The organism is Pseudomonas sp. FSL R10-2189 (assembly GCF_009600325.1).
Taxonomy (GTDB): domain Bacteria; phylum Pseudomonadota; class Gammaproteobacteria; order Pseudomonadales; family Pseudomonadaceae; genus Aquipseudomonas; species Aquipseudomonas helleri.
The window spans coordinates 42,595-57,116 of sequence record NZ_WIVZ01000036.1; the positions used below are offsets into that span (position 1 = coordinate 42,595).

Annotated in this window: 15 protein-coding genes; 12 read left to right on the forward strand and 3 right to left on the reverse strand. The window is 59.6% G+C overall.

Translation table 11 applies throughout. The features are described 5' to 3' along the window. The first annotated feature begins 185 nt into the window (after window positions 1-185). The 6 genes from hemC to rsd all read left to right on the forward strand — a co-directional run bounded on the left by hemC (window position 186) and on the right by rsd (window position 5,672). A complete protein-coding gene (hemC, locus tag GHO32_RS21355; protein WP_153335238.1) occupies window positions 186-1,127 on the forward strand; it encodes a hydroxymethylbilane synthase in 942 nt (313 codons plus the stop codon). Next, window positions 1,124-1,891: a uroporphyrinogen-III synthase gene (locus GHO32_RS21360; protein ID WP_262126086.1), complete on the forward strand. Its 768-nt coding sequence runs from the start codon at window positions 1,124-1,126 to the stop codon at window positions 1,889-1,891. Before hemC ends, GHO32_RS21360 begins: the two co-directional genes overlap by 4 nt. 16 nt (window positions 1,892-1,907) lie before the next feature. Then, window positions 1,908-3,035, forward strand: coding sequence for a uroporphyrinogen-III C-methyltransferase (locus GHO32_RS21365; protein ID WP_048390500.1), 1,128 nt, complete (start codon window positions 1,908-1,910; stop codon window positions 3,033-3,035). Continuing rightward, window positions 3,032-4,258, forward strand: a complete 1,227-nt coding sequence (locus GHO32_RS21370; RefSeq protein ID WP_153335237.1) for a heme biosynthesis protein HemY — start codon at window positions 3,032-3,034, stop codon at window positions 4,256-4,258. Before GHO32_RS21365 ends, GHO32_RS21370 begins: the two co-directional genes overlap by 4 nt. A 226-nt stretch (window positions 4,259-4,484) precedes the next feature. Continuing rightward, on the forward strand, window positions 4,485-5,024 hold the full coding sequence (locus GHO32_RS21375) for a disulfide bond formation protein B (RefSeq protein ID WP_153335236.1): 540 nt from the start codon (window positions 4,485-4,487) through the stop codon (window positions 5,022-5,024). A 177-nt stretch (window positions 5,025-5,201) separates the two neighbouring features. Next, a complete protein-coding gene (gene rsd, locus GHO32_RS21380; protein WP_123750962.1) occupies window positions 5,202-5,672 on the forward strand; it encodes a sigma D regulator in 471 nt (156 codons plus the stop codon). Window positions 5,673-5,760: 88 nt separating this feature from the next. Here rsd and GHO32_RS21385 read toward each other — a convergent pair whose 3' ends face one another. Beyond that, window positions 5,761-6,336: an FKBP-type peptidyl-prolyl cis-trans isomerase gene (locus GHO32_RS21385; RefSeq protein ID WP_371924554.1), complete on the reverse strand. Its 576-nt coding sequence runs from the start codon at window positions 6,334-6,336 to the stop codon at window positions 5,761-5,763. Window positions 6,337-6,672: 336 nt separating this feature from the next. Here GHO32_RS21385 and GHO32_RS21390 point away from each other — a divergent pair, with 336 nt between their 5' ends. After that, window positions 6,673-7,689: an AlgP family protein gene (locus GHO32_RS21390; protein WP_153335234.1), complete on the forward strand. Its 1,017-nt coding sequence runs from the start codon at window positions 6,673-6,675 to the stop codon at window positions 7,687-7,689. Here GHO32_RS21390 and GHO32_RS21395 read toward each other — a convergent pair. Then, complete coding sequence (locus GHO32_RS21395) at window positions 7,686-8,150, reverse strand: TIGR02444 family protein (RefSeq protein ID WP_153335233.1); 465 nt, start codon at window positions 8,148-8,150, stop codon at window positions 7,686-7,688. The two genes, GHO32_RS21390 and GHO32_RS21395, sit on opposite strands and share 4 nt — an antisense overlap. 50 nt (window positions 8,151-8,200) lie before the next feature. On the opposite strand from GHO32_RS21395, the gene GHO32_RS21400 reads away from it, so the two are divergent. The 4 genes from GHO32_RS21400 (at window position 8,201) to GHO32_RS21415 (ending at window position 13,431) form a co-directional block, all read left to right on the forward strand. Continuing rightward, entirely contained in the window at window positions 8,201-10,111 is a 1,911-nt protein-coding gene (locus GHO32_RS21400) for an ATP-binding cassette domain-containing protein (protein WP_048366904.1), read from the forward strand. Then, on the forward strand, window positions 10,111-10,668 hold the full coding sequence (locus GHO32_RS21405; RefSeq protein WP_153335232.1) for a mechanosensitive ion channel family protein: 558 nt from the start codon (window positions 10,111-10,113) through the stop codon (window positions 10,666-10,668). The genes GHO32_RS21400 and GHO32_RS21405 overlap by 1 nt, the downstream gene beginning before the upstream one ends. Window positions 10,669-10,833: 165 nt before the next feature. Beyond that, on the forward strand, window positions 10,834-11,466 hold the full coding sequence (locus GHO32_RS21410; RefSeq protein ID WP_048366902.1) for a LysE family transporter: 633 nt from the start codon (window positions 10,834-10,836) through the stop codon (window positions 11,464-11,466). Window positions 11,467-11,532: 66 nt separating this feature from the next. Then, window positions 11,533-13,431, forward strand: a complete 1,899-nt coding sequence (locus GHO32_RS21415) for a cytochrome c/FTR1 family iron permease (protein ID WP_048366901.1) — start codon at window positions 11,533-11,535, stop codon at window positions 13,429-13,431. A 32-nt stretch (window positions 13,432-13,463) separates the two neighbouring features. Here GHO32_RS21415 and GHO32_RS21420 read toward each other — a convergent pair whose 3' ends face one another. After that, the gene (locus tag GHO32_RS21420; protein ID WP_178113919.1) at window positions 13,464-14,060 is read right to left on the reverse strand and encodes a hypothetical protein; all 597 of its coding nucleotides are present in this window, start codon (window positions 14,058-14,060) and stop codon (window positions 13,464-13,466) included. Between the two features lie 208 nt (window positions 14,061-14,268). On the opposite strand from GHO32_RS21420, the gene GHO32_RS21425 reads away from it, so the two are divergent. Beyond that, a complete protein-coding gene (locus GHO32_RS21425; protein ID WP_153442990.1) occupies window positions 14,269-14,481 on the forward strand; it encodes a hypothetical protein in 213 nt (70 codons plus the stop codon). Window positions 14,482-14,522 lie beyond the last annotated feature (41 nt).

Below are 14,522 nucleotides of genomic sequence, written 5' to 3' on the forward strand. Positions count from 1 at the left end.
CGGTATGCCTGAATCATAGGGTCGATGCCATCGCGAGCAAGCCCGCTCCCACGCGGTATTTATTCGCCCTCCTATAACGGATGGCCTGCTCCTGGCTTAAACGGCCACGTACTTTCTGATACAAGTCAAAGCTGTTTTGGCTGAGCTGTTATTATCAGCCGTATCTTTTCAGTACGGATTGATCCATGTCCTCTCGCGAAATCCGCATCGCTACCCGTAAAAGCGCCCTGGCTCTGTGGCAGGCCGAATACGTCAAAGCCCGTTTAGAGCAGGCTCACCCAGGTCTTGTGGTGACGCTGGTGCCGATGGTCAGCCGTGGCGACAAGCTGCTGGACTCGCCGCTGTCGAAAATCGGCGGCAAGGGTCTGTTCGTCAAAGAGCTGGAAACCGCCCTGCTCGAAAACGAAGCTGACATCGCCGTGCACTCCATGAAGGACGTGCCGATGGACTTCCCTGAAGGCCTCGGTCTGTTCTGCATTTGCGAGCGCGAAGACCCGCGTGACGCTTTTGTCTCCACTACCTTTGCCAGCCTCGAAGCCTTGCCGGCCGGCAGTGTGGTCGGCACGTCGAGCCTGCGCCGTCAGGCTCAGTTGCTGACCCGTCGGCCAGACCTCGAAATCCGCTTTCTGCGCGGCAACGTCAACACGCGTCTGGCCAAGCTCGACGCCGGTGAATACGACGCCATCATCCTCGCCGCTGCGGGCCTGATCCGCTTGGGCTTTGAAGACCGCATCACCTCGGCGATCAGTGTCGAAGACAGCCTGCCAGCCGGTGGGCAGGGTGCCGTGGGCATTGAATGCCGCAGCGCTGACCACGAAATTCACGCGTTGCTGGCGCCGCTGCACCATGCCGACACGGCAGTGCGCGTGACCGCTGAACGCGCGCTCAACAAACACCTCAATGGCGGCTGCCAAGTACCCATCGCCTGCTATGCCGTGCTGGAAGGCGAGCAGATCTGGCTGCGTGGCCTGGTCGGTGAGCCCGCCGGTGGCACATTGCTGAGCGCCGACGCACGTGCCCCGCACAGTGCGGCGACAGCGTTGGGTGTGCAGGTCGCCGAAGACCTGCTGGCACAAGGCGCCGGTGAGATTCTTAAAGCAGTCTACGGCGAGGCGGGTCACGAGTGACAGGCTGGCGCCTGCTGCTGACCCGACCCGCTGAGGAGTCGGCAGCACTCGCGAACGAGCTGGCCACTGTGGGTGTGTTCAGCAGCCGCTTGCCGCTGCTGGCCATCGAACCGCTAGCATTGAGCGCAAGCCAGCGCGAGATGGTCGCCCACCTGGACCGCTATTGCGCGGTCATTGTGGTCAGCAAGCCCGCTGCGCGCCTGGGCGTGCAGTGGGTCAGCCAGTATTGGCCGCAAGCGCCTGAGCAGCCGTGGTTCAGTGTGGGTGCCGCCACTGCGCAGATTCTCGCCGAGCATGGCCTGGATGTTAGCTACCCTTTATCCGCAGATGACAGTGAGGCCTTGCTGGCGTTGCCCGCGTTTACCCAAGCGGTGACGTGCAGCGAGCCCAAGGTGCTGATCGTGCGCGGCGAGGGCGGGCGGGAAATGCTCGCCGAGCGCCTGCGCCAGCTGGGCGCGCAGGTCGATTACCTCGAACTGTATCGCCGGACGCTGCCGTCTTACCCGGCTCACACACTGCTTGAACGCATAAAAGCGGAACGCCTGAACGCGCTGGTGGTCAGCAGTGGACAGGGGTTTGAACATTTGCAGCAGTTGGCAGGTGATGCCTGGCCCCAACTGAGTGGTATGACATTGTTTGTTCCAAGCCCTCGCGTTGCGCAGATTGCGCGCGATGCCGGGGCCAAAAACGTTGTGGATTGCCGTGGCGCGAGCGCTACGGCTTTGCTGGCGGCGCTACGGGCACATCCCGTACCTGCTTTCTAACGCAAAGGATGGATACGTGAGCGAAACAGTCTTGCCAAAAGAACACGTGCAGCCCGCGCCAGAAGCGCCGGTTGAAAAACCTGTCATCAAGCCTGAACGCCGGGGCAATGGTCTGGCCGCCTTCGCGCTGTTGCTCGGCGCTGCCGGCATCGCGGTCGGCGGTTGGGCGGTATGGCAGATGCGCCATCTGGAAGCCAGCACTGCCGAGCAATTGGCAGAAGTGCAGGCGCTGGGCGCACAAACGCTGTCGATCAAACAAAGTGAGCAGCAACTGCTGACGCGGCTCAACCAGTTGCCTTCGGCCAACGACCTGGATAACCAGCGTCAATTGGTGGTGCAACTGCAAGGCGATCAGCAACGCTTGAATCAACGCCTTGAGACCGTGCTGGGGGCAAGCCGCAAAGACTGGCGTCTGGCCGAGGCCGAGCACTTGTTGCGCCTGGCCAGCCTGCGCTTGTCAGCGCTGCAAGACATCAGCAGCGCCCAGGCGCTGGTGCAGGGCGCCGATGATATTTTGCGTGAGCAGAATGATCCGGGTTCGTTCGCTGCCCGCGAGCAACTGGCCAAGAGCCTCGCCGCTTTGCGCAGCGTCGAACAGCCGGACCGCACGGGTGTGTTCCTGCAGTTGGCGGCCTTGCGTGATCAAGTGTCGCAACTCACCGCGCTGGCGCCCGAGTTCAAGGACTCCGGTGACTCATTGCTGGGCCTGACCGCCGATGGCGACGGGGCAAGCCGCTGGGAGCAATGGTGGGATGAAATCTCCCATTACATCCGCATCGACTTCAATGCCGACAAAAACGTGCGGCCGTTGCTGGCAGGGCAAAGCCTGACCCAAGTGCGTCTGGCCTTGAGCCTGGCGCTGGAGCAAGCGCAGTGGGCTGCGCTTAACGGCCAGGCCTCGGTCTACACCCAGGCCTTGGCGCAGGCGCAAGAGGTGCTCAAAGGCAACTTCAACCAGGACAACGCGCAAAGCAAAAAAATGCTGGAGCAAGTGGTTGAGCTGAGCAAACAGCCGGTCACGGTCAAGACGCCGGACCTGGCGGGCACCTTGAGTGCGATGCAGGCCTACCTTGAGCGTCGGCATGTCGAGGCTGACGAACCGGGTCGTGCGGCGGCCAAACCGGCCGAGGAGGCCCGCCCATGAAGCGTCTGTATGTGATTGTGTTCTTGTTGATTGCGGCCGCTGCGTGCGTCGGTCTGGCAATCTCCGAGGACGCAGGCTACGTGCTGGTGGCTTACAAAAACTTCCGCTACGAATCCAGCCTGTGGGCGTCTCTGGCTGTGCTGGTGATCCTGTGGCTGGTGATCTGGGGCATCAAACTGTTGGTTGAGCTGTTCAGCGTCTCGACTGGCCTGGTCAACCCGTGGTCACGGCGTAACCGCAGCCGTCGCATTCAACTGGCGATCGAGCAAGGCCAGATGGACTTGGCCGAGGGCCGCTGGGTCAGCGCGCAAAAGCACCTGACCCGCGCCGCAGAAGCCGAGCGCCAACCGTTGCTGTTCTACCTCGGTGCCGCGCGTGCGGCCAATGAGCAGGGCCGTTACGAAGAAAGCGACAGCCTGCTTGAGCGCGCCCTTGAGCGTCAGCCCCAGGCCGAACTGGCGATTGCCCTCAACCATGCGCAACTGCAAGTTGATCGCGCAGACACCGAAGGCGCCCTCAACACCTTGCAGGCCATGCACGAACGCCATCCGCATAATGTGCAGGTGCTGCGCCAGCTTCAGCGCCTGCACCAGCAGCGCGGCGACTGGTCGGCCCTGATCCGCCTGCTGCCTGAGTTGCGTAAAGACAAAGTCTTGCCTGCCCAGGAGCTGGCTGAACTTGAACGCCGCGCCTGGGGGCAAAACCTTGGCCTGGCGGCGCAACGCGACACGGGGGGCGAGGCCGGGCTGCAATCGTTGACTCTGGCCTGGCAGCAACTGACCTCGGCACAGCGTCAGGAGCCCACTCTGGTACTGGCTTATGCCGAGCAATTGCGTCGCCTGGGCGCACAGTCCGAGGCCGAAGAAGTGGTGCGCGGTGCGCTCAAGCGCACGTACGACAGCCACTTGGTGCGCCTGTATGGCTTGCTGCGTGGCAGCGACCCGGTCAAGCAATTGCAGACCGCAGAAGGTTGGCTCAAGGCGCACCCGGCGGACGCCAGCTTGCTGCTGACCCTGGGCCGCCTGTGCTTGCAGAACAGCCTGTGGGGCAAGGCGCGGGACTACTTTGAAAGCAGTCTCAAGCTTGAGCGCAACCCAGAAACCTGTGCAGAGCTAGCACGGCTCTTGGCCCAGTTGGGTGATACGGCGCGCAGCAACCAGTTGTTTCAGGAAGGCCTGAACTTGCTGGATGAACGTTTGCTGGCGCTGCCCTTACCGCAATAGAGCGTTTTGTAAACACCCCCTGTGGGAACCGTCATTGACCGTTTTCACAGGGGTGGACCGCTTTTTAGGCACGCCAAGAAATTTCGTACACTGCATGCACTAAAGGCTTTCAGCTGTTGTTGGTGATTCCCTACAAGCTTACGGAAGTATCCGTATTGGCTGGCCTTGAAAGGGCTATTGGCTTTCCTCTACCGTACCCGCCTGTCTATTTTGTTACGGAAAAGCCATGTTGTTGGCCTGCTCACGTTTCATATTCCTTTTGGCGTTGGTTACCAGTGCTGCGGTGCTGGGCGCCTCTCTGTATCTGGAGTACGGGCCCGGGCTGAGCCCCTGTTTGCTCTGTCTGGTGCAACGCTATCTGTTACTGGCTTTTTGTGGGGTCAACCTGATCGCCTTTGTCCATGCGCCGCGTGCCGTCGGCGTACTGGCTTACTCAATGGTGGCCATGCTGCTGGCTCTGGCGGGTTTGGCCAGTGCCACCTGCCAAGTGCTTTATCAGCGATTACCGGCGCAGCAGTTGATGATTTGTCAGCCAGATTTGGCGCACCTGTGGAACAACCTGTCACTGGGCGATCTGTTTACGTCGGTCTACCGCGGGACCGAAGCCTGCGCGCATATCCAGTGGACACTCTTTGACCTGAGCATCCCCGAGCTGAGCATGCTGGCGTTTGCAGGTTTGGCGGCGCTGAGTCTGTTCCAGTGGGTGCGCTATTTCTTACCGCGTAAAAAGCCCGGTCCTGCGACCAGAAGTAGCACTTCGTATTAAACGCTTGTATGAACTTTCTCTCGTGCGTACCTTGAAGCAGTTGCTTGGCGGGCATAATCTGGCCCGCACGCATTGTTGGAGTTATATCGCCCATTGCCGGTGTATCTGCACAGGTTTTGGTCCACACAGGCCCGGCTCAGTCGGGTGGCATGGGCCCACTAGGGAAGAGAGATCATCATGCTCGAAAGATGTAAGAGTGCTCAGGAACGCTTCAACGGTGTTCACCAGTTGGTAGACCGCTGGTTGCATGAGCGCAGTAAGCTTGTGAGCGCGTATGCGGCTGTCATTGATCAGCAGCGCAACCCCAAGCGCGGGCCTCAAAAAGAGTTCTGCCAACTGCTGGTTGATTACGTTTCTGCAGGCCACTTCGAAATTTATGAGCAGCTCAACGAGGAAGCGAAAGCGTTCAATGATGAGCGCGGGCTTGCCTTGGCAGAGACCATCTACCCCCGAATCAACGTCATTACCGAAGCAGCATTGGCCTTTAACGACCACTGCGACGGCAAAGCGCATCGCCCGGATTGCGATAAACTCGCCAGCGAATTCAAAACACTCGGCGCCTTGCTCGACGAGCGTTTTGAGCTTGAAGACTGTTTGATCGAAGTGCTGCACAGCGCGCACAAACAGAAAGAAGCCGCCCAGGCTTGATACCCCATTCGGTAGGAGCGAGCTTGCCTCGCGATCTTTTGATCTTCTAAAAGATCGCGAGGCAAGCTCGCTCCTACAGATAGTTGTCTTATTGCACCTTCAGCAGCTCGATTTCAAACACCAGCGGTGTGTAAGGTGCGATCAAATCCCCTGCGCCTTCAGCCCCGTACGCCTGATTGGACGGTATCACCAGCCGCCATGTCGAACCGGTTGGCATCTGCGCCAGCGCCAGGCGCCACCCATTGATCACGCTGTCCAGGCGCAACCATTGTGGCTGGGTGCTCTGATCGAAAATCGTACCATCCGGCAAACGCCCCACATAGTTCACGTACACCGAACCTTGAGCATCAGGTTTTGCCCCAGCGCCTGCCTTGAGTTCAGTCGCCAAAATGCCGTTGCCCAACTCGCGAACGCCGGTTTTCTGTTTTTCTTTTAATAAAAAGTCACGCTCTGCATTCAGGGCAACTTCGCTCTGCGGTTGAGCGGGCTGCGCGTCGATTTGCGCCTGGTGCGCAGCCAATATCTGCTCGATTTTTTCATCACTCAGCGCTAACGGCTTGCCTTCATAAGCGCTGCGCAAACCGTCGATCAAGGCCTGGATCTGTAGCTGCGGCACGTCTTCGCGCAAACGCTCGCCAAGGCTCGCACCCAAGCTGTAGGCCAGGTCGTGCGCGGCTTGCGGGCTTTGCGCCGGGGCTGCATGGGCCGAACAGGCAACGCACAACAAGGTCAATAAAAGGGCACGCGACATGGGCAGTCTCCGGTCTTCAGTGCCAGCGATTATGCCTGTGCGAGCACAATTGTTTGGGGGAAATATCGGGGGCTTTAATAAACGCAGAAGTGGCCAAAAAATTTATCTGAACAGGCCGCTAAAAAGTGATCTGGCACAAGTTTTCCGGCGCTATGCAACCCGCTGCTATGGTTAGTGTCAACATGATCTAGCGGCGGTTCTTACAGAGGTCTAGTATGAGCCGCACTCACTTCAGCCAGGAGGTAAACCATGTCGGCCAACAAGAAGTCTGTTAATACGCCGTTGCACTTGCTCCAACAACTCTCAGGCAGCCTGCTTGAGCATTTGGAAAGCGCCTGTTCCCAAGCGCTGGCTGATGCTGAGAAGTTGCTCGCCAAGCTTGAAAAACAGCGCGGCAAAGCTCAGGAAAAACTGCACAAGGCGCGTGAAAAACTGCAAGAAGCCGCTCACGCTGGCAAGTCCAAGGCACAAGCCAAAGCCAAGTCTTCCGTTAAAGAACTTGAGCAACTGCTGGACTCGCTCAAAGACCGTCAAACCGAAACGCGCGCTTATATCCAGCAACTCAAGCGTGATGCTCAAGAAAGCCTCAAGTTGGCCCAAGGCATTGGCCGGGTTAAAGAGGCCGTTGGCAAGGCCCTGACGGCTCGCACCGCCAAGCCTGCTGCCAGCGCGAAAAAACCTGCGGCCAAAGCACCGGTTGCCGCCAAGGCGCCTGCTAAACCTGCCGCTAAAGCACCGGCCAAAGCGCCAGCAGCGGCCAAGCCTGCGGCTAAAACCGCTGCGACAAAACCCGCTGCCAAAGCTCCTGCCGCCAAACCGGCCGCTGCTAAAGCGCCAGCCGCCAAACCAGCGACAGCTCGCACTGCTGCTGCAAAACCTGCAGCCAAACCTACCGCCGCCAAACCTGCTGTTGCCAAAGCCCCTGCATCCGCAGCCGCCAAGCCAGCGGCCAGAACCCCGGCGGCCAAGCCCGCAGCGGCAAAACCAGCTGCTGCAAAACCAGCGGCTAAACCTGCAGCGGCCAAACCGGCTTCTACTGCGGCCAAGGCACCTGCCAAGCCAGCGGTTAAACCTGCGGCCAAACCCGCTGCCAAGCCAGCCGTGAGAAAGCCAGCTGCCGCCAAGCCAGCTGCCAAGCCTGCGGCAAAACCTGCGACTGCGCCTGCAACCACCGCAGCCACCGCAACCGCAGCGTCAACACCGGCGGCTGCACCCGCTGCAGCGGCACCCGCAACGCCGGCAACAACCCCTACCAGCGCTTCTTAAGCGTGGTTGATTGCGGCGCGCAGCGTTTGCAGCGCGCCGTGATCAGGGTGTTCAACCCGGCTGACCAGTCTTTGCAGCCAGTCGCAGTCGTCTTGCGATTGCGCAGGCAGCCAGCCCAGGGTTGCCGCCTCCAGACGTCGCAACAACGTCCTTTCTGCCTCCAGTTCCAACCCTTTGATCAGCCCGCGTAACGCAGACAGTTCGTCATCGTGCGTGGCCGCTTCGCGCCATTGCGTGCGTAATTGGCGCAAGGGCTGCACGACGTCGCGTTGCCAAGGCTCAGCGCAGTCCCGCAAGCACTCAAAACGCGCCTCATCGCAGGCGATACGCCGGTGTTCCAGCCAGGCTGCGCACAGCAGCAGGCACACATCCAGGCCCTGGCTTTGCAGGCTTAAACAGGCGTGCTCAATGCCGGGCAGGGCATAGACCTTCAAACAGTAATTCCACAGATCGGTCTGCATAGTGCAATTCGCGCCAGTTGAGAGGGAAGCTGGTAGACTCCGCGGCCATTATGATCCGACTTCAGAACCTGACTTTACAGCGTGGCCCTCAGCGTCTGCTAGAAGACGCCGAGCTGACCCTGCACGCCGGCCACAAAGCCGGTTTGGTCGGCGCCAATGGCGCCGGTAAATCCACTTTGTTCGCCTTGCTGCTGGGTGAGTTGACGCCTGATTCCGGGGATTGTCTGCTACCGGCCGACTGGCGGATTGCCCACATGCGGCAAGAAATCGACACCCTCGATCGCATTGCGATCGACTACGTGCTCGATGGCGACCAGCGCTTGCGCGAGGTGCAAGCCAATCTTGCCCAGGCTGAGGCCGCCCAGGACGGTGCCGCGCAGGCCCGCTGGCATGCCGAACTGGACAGCGCCGACGGTTACACCGCCGATGCCAGGGCGCGCAAAATGCTCGCCGGGCTGGGGTTTACCAACGAACAAATGGACCGCCCGGTCGCCGACTTCTCCGGCGGCTGGCGGATGCGCCTTAACCTGGCCCAGGCCCTGATGTGCCCGTCCGATCTGTTGTTGCTCGACGAACCGACCAACCACTTGGACCTCGACGCCATTCTGTGGCTCGAAGACTTCCTCAAAAGCTACCCCGGCACCATGCTGCTGATCTCCCACGACCGGGACTTCCTCGACGCCGTGGTCGATAACATCGCTCACGTCGAACAGCGCAAAATCACCCTCTACCGCGGGGGTTACAGCGCCTTTGAACGTGCCCGCGCCGAGCGTCTGGCCCAGCAACAACAGGCCTACGAGAAGCAGCAGGCGCAACGTGCGCACATGGAAAGCTACATCGCCCGTTTCAAGGCCCAGGCCACCAAGGCCCGTCAGGCACAGAGCCGGATCAAGGCCCTTGAACGCATGGAAGAACTGAGCGCGGCCCACGTCGACTCACCGTTCAACTTTGTGTTCCGTGAAGCGGTCAAACTCTCCAGCCCGTTGCTCGACTTGTCGGACGCGCGCCTGGGGTATGGCGACAAAACCATCCTTGAGAAGGTCAAGCTGCAACTGGTGCCGGGTGCCCGCATCGGTTTGCTTGGCCCGAACGGTGCCGGTAAATCGACCCTGATCAAAAACCTGGCGGGTGAGCTCGTTCCGCTGGCGGGGCGTCTGGCCCGTGGCGAAAACCTCTCGGTCGGTTACTTTGCCCAGCATCAGCTCGACTCGCTGGACTCCAAGGCCAGCCCGTTGCTGCACTTGCAGCGTCTGGCGCCGACCGAGCGTGAGCAAGTGTTGCGTGACTTCCTCGGCGGGTTCGACTTCCGCGGGGCGCGCATCGACGAGCCGGTGCTGAACTTCTCGGGCGGTGAAAAAGCCCGTCTGGCCCTCGCGCTGATCGCGTGGGAACGCCCGAACCTGTTGCTGCTCGACGAACCGACCAACCACCTTGATCTGGAAATGCGCCTGGCCCTGACAATGGCCTTGCAAGAGTTCAGTGGTGCGGTGCTAGTGGTGTCTCACGACCGTCACTTGCTCAAAAGCACCACCGACGAGTTCTTGCTGGTGGCCGATGGCAAAGTCCAGGAGTTCGACGGCGACCTCGACGACTACGCCCGTTGGCTGGCTGATTACCGCCTGCGCAATGCGCCGGTGAGCAACACCGTAATCAACCCGGACAAGACCGATAAAAAGGCTCAACGTCAGGCGGCGGCTGCGTTGCGTCAGCAACTGGCACCGCACAAGCGTGAAGCCGACAAGCTCGAAAGCGAGTTGGGCAAGGTCACTGAAAAGCTCGCCCGGATCGAGACCAGCCTCGGTGACAGCGGCGTCTACGAGGCGGCGCGCAAAGACGAGCTGCGTGAGTTGCTGGCCGATCAGGCCAAGCTCAAGGTGCTCGAAGGCCAGCTTGAAGAACGCTGGATGGAAGCCCTGGAAGTGCTTGAGACCTTGCAAGCCGAACTGGAAGCCCTGTCCTGATGGAGTCGCTCAACTTACCCGTACCGGCCGAGTTGATCGCGCCCCTGTGGATCGGCGTGCAGATCTTGCTGATCCTGCTGGCGGGGTACTTCCTGCAGCGCGGGGTTGCACGTTTTCTGACCCGCATGGGCGAGCGTTACCCCTTGCCGCCGCAGTTGCTGTTGCCGCTGCGAGGCGGGTTGCGCTGGTTCATCATGGGCAGCGCGGTGATCTTCGTCCTCGAACGCCTGGGCGTCTCGGCCACGGTGTTGTGGACGGCGCTGTCAGGCTTTGTGGCGGTGGCGGCGATTGCCTTCTTCGCCATGTGGAGCGTGTTGTCCAACCTGCTGTGCGCGGTGTTGATCTTCACCGTGGGGCCGTTTCGCATTGGCGATGTGGTGGAGTTGCTCGACACCCTCGACAAGCCGGGGGTTAAAGGGCGCGTTGTGGCCATCAACCTGCTGTACACCACCCTGGTTGAGCCTGCCGAAACCGGCAGTGGCAGCAGCATGGTGCAAGTCCCCAACAGCCTGTTCTTCCAGCGCTCCGTGCGCCGCTGGCGCGAAGGCGATCTGTAAGGCGCCCAACCCTCTGTAGGAGCGAGCTTGCCTCGCGATCTTTTGGCCTTAAAAAGATCGCGAGACAAGCTCGCTCCTACACGCACTATCCGCAAAAACATCTGGTCAATTTTCAGCCCGCGCATTAGCTTAAGGACTTGTTACAGTTTTTGTCCGAGGTGTGCGATGTCGCTGGAAACGTGGTTGGCCTTTTTCGCTGCTTGCTGGGTCATTAGCCTGTCGCCTGGCGCAGGTGCCATTGCGTCGATGTCGTGCGGCCTGCAATACGGCTTCTGGCGCGGCTACTGGAATGCGCTGGGCCTGCAACTGGGTCTGGCCCTGCAAATCTTCATTGTCGCCGCCGGTGTCGGGGCCATCCTCGCCGCGTCGTCCACCGCCTTCTACGCGATCAAATGGTTTGGTGTGGCCTACCTCGTTTACCTCGCCGTTAAACAATGGCGTGCCTTGCCGTCCGACCTCAGCGACGACTCGGCCATCCGCCCCATCGGCAAACCGCTGGCGCTGGTGTTCCGTGGCTTTCTGGTGAATGTCAGCAACCCCAAAGCGCTGGTGTTCATGCTCGCGGTGCTGCCGCAGTTTGTGAACCCGAACGAGCCGCTGGTGAGCCAGTACCTGACCCTGGGTGTGACCATGATCGCCGTCGATCTGATCGTCATGGCCGGTTACACTGGCTTGGCGTCCAAGGTCTTGCGCCTGCTGCGCACGCCCAAACAGCAGCGCCGCCTGAACCGCACCTTTGCCGGTTTGTTCGTGGGTGCAGCAGGGTTTCTGGCGACGTTGCACCGCGCCACCACCTAAACATCTTGAGTCGCGGTCATTGGAAGTGAACAATGTGTTACTTCTCATTTCCACCCGGATCTTTCAATGACCGCCCGATCGCGCTGTTTGGCCTGGCTGATGGTGCCAGTGCTCGCGTTGTGCAGCCTCGCTGTTTCAGCCAATTCCCCAGAAGGTGCTTCCCAAGCGTTGCACCTTATTGACTACATCGGTGCGGACTATCCGCCTACGGTCGAAGACGGCAAAGTCATCGACGAAACCGAGTATCACGAACAGTTAGAGTTCCTCACCGTCCTCAAGGGTCTGATTGCCGACTTGCCTGAACGCCCTGAGCGTGCGGAGCTGGCACAAGGTGTTGAGGCCCTGCAATCGGCCATTGAACAGCGCGAAGACGGCGCCAAGGTCGCCCGTGAAGCGCGCCAGTTAGGGGCCAAGCTGGCGGTCGCTTACGAAGTCAGCCAAGCGCCGGTGATTACCCCGGATCCTGCACGCGGTGAGCCGCTCTACGCTTTGCATTGCTCGGTGTGCCATGGTGCCACCGGCGCCGGGGACGGCCCGGCCAGCATGGGCATGACCCCGCCACCGGCCAACCTGCGCGATGCTGCGCGTCTTGACCGCCTGAGCCTCTACGCGATTTTCAACACCTTGGCGCTGGGCGTTGAAGGCACCGACATGCCTGCTTTTGCCGACCAACTGGACGACCGTCAGCGCTGGGACCTGGCCACCTATGTGGCGGGCCTGAGTGCAGACCCAGCGGCGGCTAAAGCAGACAAAACCTACGACCTCGCTGAATTGGCCCGTCAGACCCCCGGCGAAGTGCTGGCCGCAGAAGGTCCGCAAGCCGCTGCCACGTTCCGCGCACAACGGGCGCAGCCGCCGCAGGTCAAGCGCGGCCCGGCGCAGTTGCTCGATTACACCAGCCAAACCTTGGACAAAAGCCTGGCGGCCTATCGCGAGGGCGATCGTGAGCAAGCCTACGACTTGTCTGTAGCGGCGTATCTGGAAGGCTTTGAGCTGGTAGAAAGCTCGCTGGACAACGTCGACAGCAGCGTGCGTAAAACCACCGAAAAAGCCCTGATGGCGTATCGGCAATCGCTGCAGGACGGCTTGCCAATTGAACAGGTCGAGCAGCGTCTGGACGCGGCCAAAGCCTTGCTCAAAGAGTCGGCCGGGCTGCTGGGCAGCGACGGCTTGAGCTGGTCCCTGAGCTACATCTCGGGCTTGTTGATTCTGTTGCGTGAAGGCCTGGAAGCGATTCTGGTGCTGGCGGCGATCCTCGCCTTCTTACGCAACACCGGCCAGCAATCGGCGGTACGCAGCGTCAACATCGGCTGGGGCCTGGCACTGGTCGCGGGCTTGGCCACATGGGCGCTGGCCGCCTATGTGATTGACGTCAGCGGCGCCCAGCGCGAACTGCTCGAAGGCTGCACCGCGTTGTTTGCCAGCGTCATGGTGCTGTGGCTGGGCGTGTGGATGCACGACCGCCGCCATGCCGATGCCTGGCAGGACTACATCAAAAGCAGTTTGGTCAGCGGCGGCGGGCGGTTTGGCTTTGCGGTGCTGGCGTTCTTCTCGGTATACCGCGAACTGTTCGAAGTGATCCTGTTCTACGAAACCCTGTGGCTGCAAGCGGGCCCGGCCGGACATGACGCCGTGCTGGCGGGCGGTGCCACGGCGCTGGTGCTGCTGATTGGCCTGGCGTGGATCATCCTGCGCGGCTCAGCCAAATTACCACTGGGCGTGTTCTTCGGCATCAACGCCGCGCTGCTGTGCGCCTTGTCCGTCGTCTTCGCCGGCCATGGTGTCAAAGCCCTGCAGGAAGCCGGAATCTTTGGCACACGACCTGTGCCGTTCTTCGAGTTCGACTGGCTCGGCATTCACGCAGACGCCTACTCGCTCAGCGCACAAGCCATCGCCATCCTCGCGATTATCGTGCTCTACAGCCGCAGCAGACTGGCTGAAAAGCGTCGGGAACAGGCTTCTTAATCTCCGTTCCCCCCTGTAGCCGCAGGCAGCGGCTACAGGGGTGGCGCAGGTTTGAACACCGCGCCCGGGCATAGAAAGTCAATGTGATAGCCCGACGATCCATCGCCCAGAGCAACATGTATTCCGCCAATCCCCTCGTTCATTTGGGAATTAATGGAGTAATCAATAAACGGGGCGATGGCATCATTAACCCCGACTGCAAATTCTGTGAGTTTCAACCCTCTAGAGCCTGCCGCACGCTCAAGCAAAGTGATGTGTTCACTATGATTAACTTTAAATGAAGTAATTGTATTGTGCTCAACAGTCAAGAGTGCAGTGTGTTGTGCCACATCCAGCGTTAATTGCTCTAGTGCCAGTTTTAAATCGTTATCGGGTAAGAGTGGGTGCTTTCTAAGAACAGTAAGAATGCCAAAGATGGTTATGTGGCCGCTGAACTGAAAAGGACAGGCAGCCTGGGTATTCATATGGGCGTAATGAACTTCGAAAAATTCAGCAGCTGAATAAATGAAGTTGTTGCTTATATCTTCTTCGATCATGGCGTAGGGTGTAGCGTCTCCTGAAATGATGACGCTGGCGTCTGCGTGCTGGCCCTTTACGTTGAACTGTGTGTGAGCATCCAGCAATGCCAAAATGAGTTTTTGCTTGTCGCGCTTTTCAGATTCTTATTTAGGTTTATTCGGTTATTTGTGTAGGAAGTGCATGTAGTCCATGTCTGATGTTAGATATTGTTCAGGTATTATTATTAATTTTCGTTGTGAGAAGGTGCGTATTTGATCTAGATTCGGACCCTTGTAAAGTATTCACGGGAATTTACCGTGGCTCGAATGAGGGATGGTTATGCATTCATCTAAAGCTTATTTATGTGCCCGCTTGGTCAATGAGGCTCTTGAACTTGATGACCTCACAGAGTTGAAGCACCCTGCTCATGCTATTGGCCTTTTATTAGATGAAGTGCTTGAAGGGTTGAAAGCGCGAGGCTGGCCTGATGCACAGGTTTTAAGAGGCCCCCGAATAGGGCTCTTCGCATTTAAGGGTGTAGAAAAAATCTGACCGGCTGGAAAAGGAGTCGAGGATCTTAGAAAATGTAAGCT

What these genes read in the sequence shown, in the direction of transcription:
- hemC (WP_153335238.1), top strand. Translation starts at nt 186, where the DNA reads ATGTCCTCTCGCGAAATCCGCATCGCTACCCGTAAAAGCGCCCTGGCT.
- GHO32_RS21370 (WP_153335237.1), top strand. Translation starts at nt 3,032, where the DNA reads ATGAAGCGTCTGTATGTGATTGTGTTCTTGTTGATTGCGGCCGCTGCG.
- GHO32_RS21375 (WP_153335236.1), top strand. Translation starts at nt 4,485, where the DNA reads ATGTTGTTGGCCTGCTCACGTTTCATATTCCTTTTGGCGTTGGTTACC.
- rsd (WP_123750962.1), top strand. Translation starts at nt 5,202, where the DNA reads ATGCTCGAAAGATGTAAGAGTGCTCAGGAACGCTTCAACGGTGTTCAC.
- GHO32_RS21390 (WP_153335234.1), top strand. Translation starts at nt 6,673, where the DNA reads ATGTCGGCCAACAAGAAGTCTGTTAATACGCCGTTGCACTTGCTCCAA.
- GHO32_RS21395 (WP_153335233.1), bottom strand. Translation starts at nt 8,150, where the DNA reads ATGCAGACCGATCTGTGGAATTACTGTTTGAAGGTCTATGCCCTGCCC.
- GHO32_RS21400 (WP_048366904.1), top strand. Translation starts at nt 8,201, where the DNA reads ATGATCCGACTTCAGAACCTGACTTTACAGCGTGGCCCTCAGCGTCTG.
- GHO32_RS21405 (WP_153335232.1), top strand. Translation starts at nt 10,111, where the DNA reads ATGGAGTCGCTCAACTTACCCGTACCGGCCGAGTTGATCGCGCCCCTG.
- GHO32_RS21410 (WP_048366902.1), top strand. Translation starts at nt 10,834, where the DNA reads ATGTCGCTGGAAACGTGGTTGGCCTTTTTCGCTGCTTGCTGGGTCATT.
- GHO32_RS21415 (WP_048366901.1), top strand. Translation starts at nt 11,533, where the DNA reads ATGACCGCCCGATCGCGCTGTTTGGCCTGGCTGATGGTGCCAGTGCTC.
- GHO32_RS21425 (WP_153442990.1), top strand. Translation starts at nt 14,269, where the DNA reads ATGCATTCATCTAAAGCTTATTTATGTGCCCGCTTGGTCAATGAGGCT.